This window comes from Chryseobacterium sp. CCNWLW53, assembly GCF_037083525.1.
Lineage (GTDB): Bacteria > Bacteroidota > Bacteroidia > Flavobacteriales > Weeksellaceae > Chryseobacterium > Chryseobacterium lathyri.
On sequence record NZ_JBAOJR010000005.1, the window covers coordinates 497,474 to 510,275 of the forward strand.

Consider the following 12,802-nt stretch of genomic DNA (forward strand, 5'->3'; position numbering starts at 1 on the left):
TGATTAGCACAAAAAATTAAAAAAAAAATAAACTATGAAAAATAAAGGCTGCCTTAGTGCAGGAACTATCGGTATTGCACTGCTTATTATTGTAGGTGTACTATTCTTCTGGGGGAAAAACGGGTATAATAATTTTGTTTCGAAAGAACAGAACGTAAACTCCAAATGGTCTAATATAGAAACTGTATATCAGAAAAGAGCCAATCTTATTCCGAATCTGGAAAGAACCGTTAAATCGTATTCAAAATTTGAGCAGGAAACATTGACTAAAGTTGTTGAGGCGCGTTCCAAAGCAACTTCTATCAACATCGATCCTACGAATATGACAGAAGCTGATATGGCTAAATTCCAGGCAGCACAGGGAGAATTATCCGGAGCACTAAGCAGGTTAATGGCTGTAGTGGAATCTTATCCGAATTTAAAAGCGGACCAGCAGTATATTAATTTTCAGAGAGAATTTACGGCGATAGAAAACAGCATCAGAACCGAAACGGTTTATTATAATGATGCGGCCAAAGATTACAACACAACAATCAAAACATTCCCGAATAATATTCTGGCGAATTTTACAAACTTTAAAGAAAAACCTTTCTTCAAGGCTGAAGCCGGTGCAGAAAAAGCACCAGAAGTATTTAAATAATGAGCCGTTTTCTGACAAATCAGCAGATCACTTCCCTTGTGGAAGCGATACAGTCGGCAGAAGAACATTCTACAGGCGAGATCAGAGTACATATTGACTCGAACACAGAAACGGAGAATGCACAGACTGCATTTGAGGTTTTCAAAGAACTGTGTATGAATAAAACTGCCGACAGAAACGCTGTGCTTTTTCATGTCAATTTTGAACAGAAATATCTGACCATTATTGGCGACATTGGAATCCATGACAAAGTACACCAATCGTACTGGGATCATCTGCACGATTACATCACTGCTGAATTTGCCAAAGGAAATTATTATAAAGCTTTAAAAAGCGGCATTCTGGAAACCGGTCTTGAATTAAAAAAACATTTTCCTGTAGAAGGAGAAAACCCCAATCAGCTGTCTAATGAAATTACGTTCTCTTAAACTGGTATTTTCATTTATACTCTTCTGCTTTTACACTTTTGTATCGGCACAGTATACAATCCCGCCCAAACCGGCGGTTCTATATCCTGTGTTTGATGAGGCAGGCCTGCTCACACAGCAGCAAAAAGACGAACTGAACAATAAGCTGATTAAATTTGCAGATTCTACTTCCACGGAAATCGAAGTGGTTATTATCCCTTCTACCAAAGGAGAAGATGTGAACTTTCTGGCAACCATGTTCGGAGAAAAGTGGGGAATCGGAAAAAAAGGAGTGGATAACGGCGTGGTTTTCCTGATCGCTACAGAAGACAGAACCATGTCTATCCAACAGGGAAGAGCTGTAGAACAGTACCTTACCGCTTCTGTTGCAGGACAGATCCTTGATTATATTGTCACTCCCAATTTCAGACAGGGGCAATGGTATGACGGCATCAACCGTGGCACCTCAGCGATCATGGAGGCTGTTCAGGGAAAATTCAAACCTATGGAAACCTCAGCACCTTCAGGTAATGGAAGTGCTTTTAAGATCCTTATTATCGCATTTGTCATCTTTATCATTCTGGCCTTTATCTTTGGAGGCAGAGGCGGAGGACGTGGCGGCGGTAATAATGATGACGACGACGTGATCATTACCAGAAGAGGACGCAGAAATTACCCCGGTGGATTCTTTCCATTCCCTGGCAGCTTCGGTGGAGGCGGTTTTGGAGGCGGAAGTTCCGGAGGCGGCGGTGGATTCGGCGGTTTTGGTGGCGGAGGAAGCTTCGGCGGCGGTGGCGCTTCAGGCGGATGGTAATTTAAAAGATAACAAAAAATTCAATATAATCGGGCCCAGTGCCCGATTTTTTATTTAAAACACTAAAATCCTGTCATTTCTTTGTTTTATTTTAACATTAAATTCAATTTTTCATAGTAAAAAATTAACAAAACCATATAAAATCCGTCTTTTATCCAATTTTTTTTCATTATATTTACTGAAAACAGGTTTATGAAAAAGACGCTGGTAGTTTTTGCACATCCCTATTTAGAGCACTCCAATTCAAATGTGGAGCTTATCAATTTCTATGTCCGCCACCAGCACTTTACCCTTAGAGATCTTTACGAAGAATATCCGGATTTTCACATTGCCGCATTCAGGGAGAGGAAAAGATTAAGAAGCTATGACCGTTTTATTTTTCAGTTTCCGCTTATCTGGTTCGGAATCCCCCCTTTATTAAGATTATGGATCGATGAAGTGTTCGACAGGGACTGGCTCAGAGAAGGTGAAACCAATCCACTGGAAGGAAAAGAAATTTATATTCTGATAACGACCGGTGGAAAGGAAAGATCATTCAGTAAAAACGGAACGTATCAGTATACGGTGGAAGAACTGATCAGCGGGCTGATCGTATCTTTAAAGGTTTTCAAAGCGAATATAAAACATATCAAAATCGTTTATGAAGCCAATAAACTGAGCAAAAAAGAGATTATTCTACATAAAAAAGAATTTACAGAACTACTCAACCAATAGCATATGGAGTCCAGCTTAGCAATGAATACATTACTTTTCTTAGGTGTAGCCATTATTATGGTTCCGCTGGCGAGAAAATTTGGATTGAGTTCAGTTATCGGATATATATTAGGAGGTATCATCATCGGCCCATATGTTCTAAGGCTTACCGGGAAAGATGTTAACGACATCATGCATGCCAGTGAGTTTGGAGTGATCATGCTCCTTTTTTTGGTAGGGCTGGAACTGGAACCCCGGAAATTCTGGGAAATGCGGAAGAAAATTATGGGCCTTGGGCTTACACAGATGCTTCTTTCTATTTCACTGCTTTTTCTGGTTTTTATCAGTGCCGGATGGAGAATAGACAAAGCCATTGCTATCGCGATGTGTTTTGCTCTTTCTTCTACTGCCATCGTGCTACAAACCCTTCAGGAAAAAAACAATTTTAAAACTATGGCTGGAGAAGCCTCGTTCTCTACCCTGCTGTTTCAGGATATTGCGGTGATCCCTATCCTGGCTATCCTTCCACTTATTGCTAATTATAAAGCAAATCATCACGATAACGAAATCCAAATTATTATTCAGAAACTTCCGGAATGGATGCAGGCCGGAACTGTGATTTTAGGGGTTGCTATTCTGATCCTTCTGGGAAGATATGTATTTGTTCCTTTCTTAAGATATGTTTCAAAGTCGGGAATGACGGAACTCCTCACCGCCTCCTCTTTATTCTTAGTGATTGGAGTTTCGGAACTTATGGCTGCCATTGGTCTGTCTCCTGCACTGGGTGCTTTCTTAGCCGGGGTAATGCTTGCCAACAGTGAATTCCGCCATGAGCTTGAAGCGCAGATCAATCCTTTTAAAGGACTGCTTTTAGCTGTATTCTTTGTGAGCGTAGGCTCTACAATTAATTTTAACATCATTCAGCAGGATCCTATCTTTATCTTCTCTACTGTTTTTGCAGTATTGACTGTAAAATTTGTGGTTCTGTATGCTATTGGCAAGTTTTTTAAGATTGATACATCACAGAGTTTATTTTATGCGTTTGCTCTTTCGCAGGTGGGAGAATTTGCTTTTGTCCTGATCAATTATGCTTCAGATCTTTATCTTTTAAGTCCTGAACTCAATGCACAAATGATGGCCGTTACTGCAATCACAATGTGCATCACTCCTATTCTCCTGATCATTAACGACCGGCTCATTACTCCTAAATTTATTAAAGAAATCCCTGACGAAGAGAATGATTTTAATATCCTGGACAATAATGTAAGCCAAAAGAAGATCATTATTGTAGGTTTCGGGCATTTTGGAAGTACGGTAGGGCGTCTTTTAAAAGCCAATAAAATATCGGCAACAGTTCTGGACAGAGACTCTGACCGTGTAAAACTGCTGAGAAGCTATGGTTTCAAGGTTTATTACGGTGATGCCACAAGAATTCCCATTTTAAGGGCTGCAGGAATTGAAGATGCAGAAATTCTTGTTCTCTGTCTTGATGATCCTGATGACAATAAGTTCATAGCGGAACTGGTGCGGGAACATTATCCTAAAGTGCGGATTTTTGTAAGGGCTAAAAACAGAATCGATGCTTATAATTACCTTAACAACGGTATTGAAAACATTTACCGGGAAACATTGGGAACCGCAGTAGATATGGCTGTAGATGTCCTTCATGAAACCGGGATGAGAAAATATGCGGCAAGACGACTCGGACAAAGGTTTATGGCCATAGACAAAGCTTCTATCAGAAGGCTGGCCAAAGCAAAGGAGGATGACGAGATTTTATTGTTCACCACAAAAGAAATCCTCCAGCGTGAGGAGGAATTACTGGCTTATGATAACCTTAATTTTGATAATAAGAATTGGGAGGGTTCCTCGTCAGTAGGTGAAGAAAATGACGAGGAACCTCCTAATTAATTTATTGAATACTGACGCTTCCGCCACTGCTTTCCTGCTTGGTTATGCTTTTCAGTTCACCTTTTTTAGAAACATCTATGCTCCCGCCAGAAGAAGCTTCTGCATTCAGTGAAGAAACAGCACTGATCTGAATGCTTGCGCCGCTGGACGCCTCAGCTTTTACATGATCGGCAATAACTTCTTTTGCTGAAATACTGCTGGCTGATGAAGAAGTAATCTCTGCATTTTTAGTTTTTCCTGAAATATTAATGCTTGCTGCTGATGAGGCATCAACATCAAGGTCCACCGCCCAAACTTTACCGCTGAAACTGCTGCTGCTGTCTGCCGAAAGATCAAAATCATTAGCTTCCAGATCGCCGGAAACGCTTGATGCGCTGGAGATTTCAACATTCATTTTTTCCTGTGTGAATTTATCTTTTATGGTAACACTTGCAGCAGAATTAGCAACGAGCTTAGAAAAATCTTTGGTATAGATCTTAGCCTTCACATTATGGCTGTTCATAACCCTGATACCACGCTTATAATGGATATGAAGCTTTCCGCCACTGTTTTCCACAAGAATTTCATTGAGGATATTTTCAGGCGCAGAAATAACAACCTTTTCAGTTTCGGATTTGATTATCTCAGCACCAATAGCCTGGGAAACTTCTATTTCATCAAAATCTCCGTTAAATACTTTTTCTTTAACCGGACCACTGTCTTTGTCGATCACTTTGTCTACCCAACCGTTATCGTTATTACGGTCATTATTTTCATTGTTTCTTTTATCATGCCTTTCATTGCATGAGGTTATCAGCGAGAAGGCTGAAAGTACAAAAAGAGTTGTCGATTTCATGTTTACTGCTTTTATAAATTAAGTTTTAATATCTTTATACTTTAATAACAACTAATTTATGAAAAATATTTCATCGGTATTGTTAATTTCTGCCCTGGCACTTAACCAATCTTGTACTACAATGAAGAAAACCGATACTCAACAGGAGATTCCTGTTACCGATCCATCCTTATCTTCAAACCCTTTTATGAAGAAAAGTAAGCTTCAGTATGAAGCTCCGGAATTCGATAAAATTAAAAATGAACATTTCAAACCTGCATTTGATTTCGGACTTAAACAGCATGATGCTGAGATTCTGAAGATCGCAAATAATCCGGAAGCTCCTACTTTTGAAAACACTATTGTTGCCCTTGAAAAAAGCGGTGAAGTTTTAAAAAGAGCCACTATTGTATTTTCTAATCTTACAAGCGCTAATACAAATCCTACCCTTCAGGCTTTGGATGAAGAATATGCTCCTATTTTTGCAGCGCATTCTGATAAAATGTACCTGAATGAAAATTTATATAAAAGAATTAAGTCTATTCAAGAAGACGGTTTAGATCCTGAAAGCAAAAAACTGGTTCAGTATTATAAGCAGAATTTTGAAATTGCAGGAGCCAATCTTTCTTCTGCTGATAAAGAAAAACTAAAGCAGATCAATCAGGAACTCGCTTCACTTTCCACTCAATATGCCAATAAGCTATTGGAAGCCAGAAAGCAGGGAGGTGTATTTTTTTCTGATGCTAAAGAACTTGACGGACTTTCAGCCGACGAAATCGAAGCCGCAGCAACGGATGCTAAAACTGCAGGACAACCGGGAAAATATCTTCTTGCCCTTCAGAATACTACACAACAGCCTCTTCTTCAAAATCTTAAGAACAGAGCTACAAGAGAAAAACTGTTCAAAGCATCGTGGCTCAGAGCTGAAAAAGGTGACGGAAACGATACCCGTGAAACGATTGAAAAACTAGCTAAACTGAGACTTAAAAAAGCTCAGACTTTAGGAAAAGTAAGCTTTGCTGAATGGAAACTTCAGGACCAGATGGCCAAAACACCTGAAGCAGCTACAAAACTAATGAACCAAATTGCTACACCAGCAGTAGAAACGGCAAAACGTGAAGCAAAAGATATTCAGGATCTGATCGATCAGCAGAAAGGTGGTTTCAAAGTAGAGCCATGGGACTGGAATTTCTATGCTGAGCAGGTAAGAAAAGCAAAATATGATCTTGATGAAAACCAGATCAAGCCTTATTTTGAGGTAACTACTGTTTTGGAAAAAGGAGTCTTCTATGCTGCTGAAAAGTTCTATGGACTTACTTTTAAAAAGAGAACCGATCTTCCGGTTTATCATCCGGATGTAGTAACCTATGAGGTTTTTGACCACGATGGAAAATCTATCGCGATTTATTATCTTGATTTCTATACCAGAGATTCTAAAAACGGAGGTGCATGGATGAGCAATTTTGTTGAGCAGTCTTATCTTTTAGGAACCAAACCTGTGATTGTAAACTGTTATAATTATCAGAAGCCGGCTCCAGGAAAGCCGTCACTAATTAGCTACGATGATGTTTCTACAATGTTCCACGAGTTTGGACATTCAATCCACGGTATGTTTGCAAGTCAGAAATATCCGTCACTTTCAGGAACAAGTGTTCCTAGAGATTTCGTGGAATTCCCTTCACAGATCAATGAGCACTGGGCTTTAGATCCTGTCGTTCTTAAAAATTATGCGCTTCACTACGAAACAAAACAACCAATTCCTCAGGCCTTAGTTGAAAAAATTAAAAAGGCAGCTACATTCAACCAGGGATATATGACGACAGAACTTGTTTCTGCAGCAGCTCTGGATATGGACTGGCATACCGTGACGAATGAAAGTCAGTTGATTCCTGTTCTGGATTTTGAAAAACAGTCGTTAGCCAGCCATGGGTTTACTTTAGCTACAGTACCACCAAGATATCATACTCCTTATTTTGCCCATATCTGGGGCGGAGGATATTCAGCTGGATATTATGCTTATTTATGGTCTGAAACCCTTGATAATGATGCATGGGAGTGGATTAAAAACAATGGAGGCCTGACAAGAGAAAATGGCGACCGTTTCAGAAAATATATTCTTTCTGTAGGAAACTCTGTAGACCTTAACCAGGCATTCAGAGATTTTACAGGACATGATCCTGATATCAAACCTTTATTGAGAAACAGAGGTTTTATTAAATAAATTGTATTGAGAAGCATCCGATTGGGTGCTTCTTTTTTTATGTAAATGGGCTAAAGCTCATTCCTATTGATAAAATTTTTACTTTTGCTGTTCAAAAAAAATAAATAAAAATGGATTGTCCATGCTGTTCAGGAAAACTTTATGAAGAATGCTGCCGACCTTATCACATCGGAGAAAAATATGCTCCAACTGCAGAAGCCCTGATGCGTTCCAGATTTTCTGCATTTGCCATTCCGAACGGAAAATACCTGATGGAAACTACATCTCCGGCAAAAAGAAAATTCCACAACATAGAAGATCTGCAGGAATGGGGAGAGATTAACGAATGGACAAAACTGGAAATTATAGATAAACCTTCTGTCAGCAAAGTTGAGTTTAAAGCCTTTTATACTGATGAAGAAGGACATGAGCAAATCCACCATGAATTATCAAAATTCAAAATGATTCAAAACCGTTGGTTTTATGTGAGTGGGGAATTTTTAGAATAAAAAAATGTCCGAAAAAATCCGGACATTGATTATAGTTTAGTGGGCTTCTGTTCCGTCAGCTCCATGAACATGACCATGTGCCAGTTCTTCTTCCGTCGCAGGACGAGTATTTACAATTTCTACCTGGAAATCTAAAACTTTCCCCGCCATTGGATGGTTAAGGTCTGCCACTACTGCTTCAGGGGTTACCTCTAACACAAATGCCTGGAAATTATTTCCCTGCCCATCTGATAAAGGCAAAATAGCGCCTAAAGGCGGAGTTCCTGATTCCTGAAACATATCGATAGGCAACTGCACGATTGAATTAGGATCTTTTTCTCCGTAAGCTTCTTCAGGCTGAATAACAAAAGCTGCTTTATCACCTGCCTTCAGGCCAAGGATATTTTGTTCAAACTTTGGAATCATCATTCCTACACCATATAAAAATGTAAGTGGGTTTTCTGCTGTTGTTTCTTCTACAAGAATTTTACTTCCATCTTCTTCGATCGTGTGAAGTACGTAACTTACTGCTACAACATGGTTGTTTTCAATTGTCATATTTTATCTTTTTTTTCGTGATTTTTTTCACGATTAACGGCACAAATATACTATTTTTGAAATGATTGACTTTGGAAAAGATGTTAAAACAAAAATATCAAAAAGAGCACCTTTTTATTTCCCGTTCTTTGTTTCATCCCGCTTTTTCTGTCTCAATACATAGAGATACAGGCTTTCTATCTTTGCTCTGGCCCAATCTGTTTTCCTCAGAAATTTCAAAGAAGAATTAATACTTGGATTATCTGTAAAGCATTTTATATTGATCTGCTCGCCAAGTTTCTCGAAGCCTCCGTAATATTCTACCAGTTCTTCTAGAATAGCATCTAGCCTTTTCCCGTGTAACGGATCTTTTGACGGTTCCTGCATTGTTTTTTTTGTAAAAGTAGAATATTATAAGTAGATATGGAAATTTCCTCCTGTATATCCCACACCAGAAACTGTGAATTGAATTGAAATTATTTTTCTTTTCCTTTATTAAATAACAGAAAAACAGGTAATACCTTTCAATGAATAATCATTTGTCTGTTGACAATAAAAAAACTCCGCCAAACAATGAGCGGAGAGATTTTTATAGTTTATAAGTCCTGAACAGCCGGTTTTACTTCGTCCCCGAACAGTTCAATAGATTTCATCATAATATCGTGAGCAGGATCACCGATGTCCATATGCCCGATGAATCTGGTGATGCCAAAAATCTCCTTCATGTAGGTAATTTTATCAGCCACTTCTGCAGGGCTTCCGATGAACAGGGCGCCTTCTCTAGCTCTTCCGCCGTCATACTGCATTTTCGTATAAGGAGCCCAGCCTCTGGTTGCCCCGATTCTGTCCATCTGAGATTTATAATTATTGAAATATCCGTCCACTACAGCCTGATCATTACTTACAAACGTGTGTGAATGAATTGCGATCTGCATTTTGGATACGTCATGCCCTGCTTTCTGATACTCTTGCTTGTAAAATTCAACCAGATTTTTAAACTGTACCGGCATCCCTCCAATGATGGCTACCACCAAAGGCATTCCTAATTTTGCTGCACTTAAAACAGATTGCGGAGTTCCACCTACTGCTCTCCAGATCGATAATTTTCCGTCGTTTTTAGCTCTCGGATAAACAGTCTGGTTTTGCATTGGCGCACGAAGTTTTCCTGACCAGGTTACATTTTCTTCTGAGTTGATCTTTAGCAGCAATTCAAGTTTCTCATCAAAAAGTTCTTCGTAATCATTCAGTGAATAGCCATACAACGGAAACGATTCGATAAAACTTCCCCTTCCGACAAATATTTCAGCTCTTCCGTCTGAAATCAGGTCCAAAGTTGAAAAGTCTTCATATACTTTCACTGGTTCTGAAGAACTTAACACCGTAACTCCGCTTGCCAGCTTTATATTTTTGGTAATGCTCGCTGCTGCTGCCAATACCATTTCCGGTGACGAAACTGCATAATCCGGACGGTGATGTTCTCCCATTGCAAAAACATCAATGCCTACCTCATCCATTAATTTTACCTGATCCAGTATTTCACGGATCTTCACGCCTGCATCTCTATATTTTCCGGTAGCCTGATCAAAAGCCAGGTCCCCAAACATTCCTATTCCTAATTCCATATTTTTAGATTTTAGATACACAAAATTACGGATGAAAAAGCTCAGAAACATTGATGTTTGTTAAGAACGGATTTGCTATTAAAGAATAGTGTTACCAATAAAAAATCCAGCCTAAAGGCTGGATTTCACTATTATTTCTTAAGATACTGATCAAAATAATCTGTCACTTTCTGCATCAGGTGAACCCTGTCTTTCCCGATCACATTATGCGGATGTCCGGGATAAACAAAGTAGTCCAGCTGAACTCCATTGTCTACCGCAGACTTTATAAATTTGATGGAATGCTGCCATACCACCACATCATCCTGGGCACCATGGATCATCAGTAATTTTCCTTTTAAATTCTGAACTTTATCCAATAGATTAGCCGTGGCATACCCCTGAGGGTTTTCCTGAGGTGTATCCATATATCTTTCACCATACATGATCTCGTACATTTTCCAGTCGATCACCGGACCTCCGGCAACCCCCACTTTGAAAACATCAGGCTGACGAAGCATGAAACTTGTCGTCATAAATCCGCCAAAGCTCCATCCGTGAATCCCCATTCTCTGGGCATCTACATAAGGAAGAGATTTTAAATAGTTCACTCCTTTCATCTGGTCGTTCATTTCTGTTGTTCCCAGGTTTCTGAAAACAGCCTGCTCAAACTTCATTCCACGGTTGGCAGAACCTCTTCCGTCCATGGTGAAAATGATGTACCCGTTTTGGGCCATATATTCGTACCAAAGGTTTCCTGATGCAGGGAATGTATTGGTTACCAGCTGCAGGTGTGGCCCGTTGTACAGATAAACAATTACCGGATATTTTTTAGTGGCATCAAAATCTGTAGGGAGAATAATCTTTCCGTAAAGCGGTGTTCCGTCATCCGCTTTTAATTCCACATTTTTAATTTCAGGCCTCTGATAATTTTTTAATGTATTTTCTGCAGTAAGAATATTGATTGACTTAGCAGTATTGGTATTGATAATATTCACAGACCTTGGTGTGCCTGCATTGCTGTAGGTATCATACAGATAATTCCCGTCACTGCTCAGGATTCCTGTATGTACACCAGATGCATCATCCATTCGCTGCATTTTAAAGTTTGTCCAGTTGATCTTATATAAATGCTTTTCAAGCGGTGTCTCTTTGGTAGATGTAAAGTAGATCTCTTTTTTCTTTTCATTAAAGCCTAGAATGTCAGTTACCAGCCAGTCTCCTTTCGTGATTTGGGCAACGAGACCTTTTTCAAGACTGTAATGGAACAGGTGATTATAACCTGTTCTCTGGCTTTGCCAGATGAAGTCTGTATTGGAGTTCGGGAAGAAAGTAAGCGGATGCTGAGGCTCCACATATTTATCGCTGGTTTCTTCAAATAAGGTTTTTACCAGATTTCCTGTAACAGCATCGTACTGGTTCATCTTTAAATGATTCTGTCCGCGATTCAGAACGCCTACAAAAACATATTTTGAATCCGGACTCCACGTAACAGCTGTTAAATACTGATCTTTTTCACCTTCAATTTTTAGAAAAGTAGTTGACTGATTTTTGATATTATAAATTCCCAAAGTGACTTCATGGGACTTCTGCCCTGCCATAGGATACTTGATATTATGATTTACAGCAGGCGTTATCGACCAGTCAATAACAGGATAATCTGCCACCATCGTCTGATCCATTCTGTAAAATGCTACAGCATCAGAATTAGGAGACGGGAAAATTCCTGTATCAATTCCAAACTCATTTCTGTGAACCGCTGCACCTCCATTGATGATATTTTCATCAGAATCATTGGTTACAGCAATTGTTTTACCGTTTTTATTGATATATAAATTATTCTTTATGGTAAAGGCAAAGGTCTGGTTATCTCCGAACATTTTCATATTGGAAGCATTTTCATCAACTGCAGCTGTTGTCTTTATCTTCCAGTCGTTTCCCGATTTTTCGATCCAGAACATTTTATCGTTCGCGTTGAAATAACCGCTTGAACCGCCGATAAATTTGATTTGAGGAACTGCCTTTAGCTTAGCATCCGAAAATGACCTGTTCAGTTGGGTCAAAGAAACTAAAGTATCCTGTTTATTAGTCTTCAGATCAGTAATCAGATAACCGCCTTTTACAGCCTGAATATATGATTTACCATCTGCAGCCCATGAGAACTGGGATATATTTTTTACGGCAAGATTCGTTCTGAGTCCATTTACTGCCTCCGCCATTGTAAATTTTTGGGTCTGCGCGATTGCAGAACTGCCCAAAACCAGCATCAATAAAGAAAATCTATGTAATTTCATTGTATAAAATTGAATCCTTCAAAAATAAGAAATAAAAATCATCCGTTAATAAATGTTAAATAAAACATTCATAAAACAGGATTAATGCATTGATAAAAATAAATTCTTAACTTAATAGTTGGGGAATTAGGTGAATGGTGAATTGTCAATAGTGAATTTTATAGTCGTAAGCAATTGACATTTCACTTGCGAAGCAAATTGACGATTCACATTAAAATTAGGGTGAATGGCGAATGGTCAATAGTGAATTTTATAGCGTAAATAATTGACATTTCACTTGCGAAGCAAATTGACGATTCACATTAAAATTAGGATGAATGGTGAAGTGTCAATAGTGAATTTTATAGTCGTAAGCAATTGACATTTCACTTGCGAAGCAAATTGACGATTCACATTAAAATTA

The 12,802-nt window shown here is 39.0% G+C and carries 12 protein-coding genes; 7 read left to right on the plus strand and 5 right to left on the minus strand.

Annotated features, from left to right (window positions below; all coding sequences use genetic code 11):
- Positions 1–34: 34 nt before the first annotated feature.
- From V6R96_RS18385 to V6R96_RS18405, 5 genes are all read left to right on the plus strand, one after another.
- Positions 35–640 carry a LemA family protein gene (locus V6R96_RS18385; protein WP_111959991.1) on the plus strand — a complete coding sequence of 202 codons (606 nt, stop codon included), beginning with the start codon at positions 35–37 and terminating at the stop codon, positions 638–640.
- A complete protein-coding gene (locus V6R96_RS18390; protein ID WP_174772338.1) occupies positions 640–1,068 on the plus strand; it encodes a TPM domain-containing protein in 429 nt (142 codons plus the stop codon). Before V6R96_RS18385 ends, V6R96_RS18390 begins: the two co-directional genes overlap by 1 nt.
- Entirely contained in the window at positions 1,049–1,861 is an 813-nt protein-coding gene (locus V6R96_RS18395; RefSeq protein ID WP_111959987.1) for a YgcG family protein, read from the plus strand. The genes V6R96_RS18390 and V6R96_RS18395 overlap by 20 nt, the downstream gene beginning before the upstream one ends.
- 192 nt (positions 1,862–2,053) lie before the next feature.
- The gene (locus tag V6R96_RS18400; protein WP_111959985.1) at positions 2,054–2,575 is read left to right on the plus strand and encodes an NAD(P)H-dependent oxidoreductase; all 522 of its coding nucleotides are present in this window, start codon (positions 2,054–2,056) and stop codon (positions 2,573–2,575) included.
- Positions 2,576–2,578: 3 nt separating this feature from the next.
- Positions 2,579–4,465 (plus strand): monovalent cation:proton antiporter-2 (CPA2) family protein, encoded by a 1,887-nt coding sequence (locus V6R96_RS18405; protein ID WP_111959983.1) that lies wholly within the window; start codon positions 2,579–2,581, stop codon positions 4,463–4,465.
- A gap of 1 nt (position 4,466) precedes the next feature.
- On the opposite strand, the gene V6R96_RS18410 is transcribed toward V6R96_RS18405, so the two are convergent.
- Positions 4,467–5,300, minus strand: coding sequence for a head GIN domain-containing protein (locus V6R96_RS18410; protein WP_223560471.1), 834 nt, complete (start codon positions 5,298–5,300; stop codon positions 4,467–4,469).
- Positions 5,301–5,358: 58 nt separating this feature from the next.
- Between V6R96_RS18410 and V6R96_RS18415 the strand changes: the two genes are divergently transcribed.
- Together V6R96_RS18415 and V6R96_RS18420 are read left to right on the plus strand one after the other, a co-directional pair.
- Positions 5,359–7,500, plus strand: a complete 2,142-nt coding sequence (locus V6R96_RS18415) for a M3 family metallopeptidase (protein ID WP_336379832.1) — start codon at positions 5,359–5,361, stop codon at positions 7,498–7,500.
- 110 nt (positions 7,501–7,610) lie between these two features.
- The gene (locus tag V6R96_RS18420) at positions 7,611–7,988 is read left to right on the plus strand and encodes a YchJ family protein (protein ID WP_111959976.1); all 378 of its coding nucleotides are present in this window, start codon (positions 7,611–7,613) and stop codon (positions 7,986–7,988) included.
- A 36-nt stretch (positions 7,989–8,024) separates the two neighbouring features.
- Here the strand turns inward: V6R96_RS18420 and V6R96_RS18425 are convergent, their stop codons facing one another.
- The 4 genes from V6R96_RS18425 to V6R96_RS18440 all read right to left on the minus strand — a co-directional run bounded on the left by V6R96_RS18425 (position 8,025) and on the right by V6R96_RS18440 (position 12,399).
- The gene (locus tag V6R96_RS18425; protein ID WP_223560473.1) at positions 8,025–8,525 is read right to left on the minus strand and encodes a peptidylprolyl isomerase; all 501 of its coding nucleotides are present in this window, start codon (positions 8,523–8,525) and stop codon (positions 8,025–8,027) included.
- 114 nt (positions 8,526–8,639) lie between these two features.
- A complete protein-coding gene (locus tag V6R96_RS18430; protein WP_336379833.1) occupies positions 8,640–8,891 on the minus strand; it encodes a VF530 family protein in 252 nt (83 codons plus the stop codon).
- Between the two features lie 209 nt (positions 8,892–9,100).
- Positions 9,101–10,126 carry an LLM class flavin-dependent oxidoreductase gene (locus V6R96_RS18435; RefSeq protein WP_336379834.1) on the minus strand — a complete coding sequence of 342 codons (1,026 nt, stop codon included), beginning with the start codon at positions 10,124–10,126 and terminating at the stop codon, positions 9,101–9,103.
- A 131-nt stretch (positions 10,127–10,257) separates the two neighbouring features.
- Positions 10,258–12,399 (minus strand): DPP IV N-terminal domain-containing protein, encoded by a 2,142-nt coding sequence (locus tag V6R96_RS18440; RefSeq protein ID WP_336379835.1) that lies wholly within the window; start codon positions 12,397–12,399, stop codon positions 10,258–10,260.
- Between the last annotated feature and the right edge of the window lie 403 nt (positions 12,400–12,802).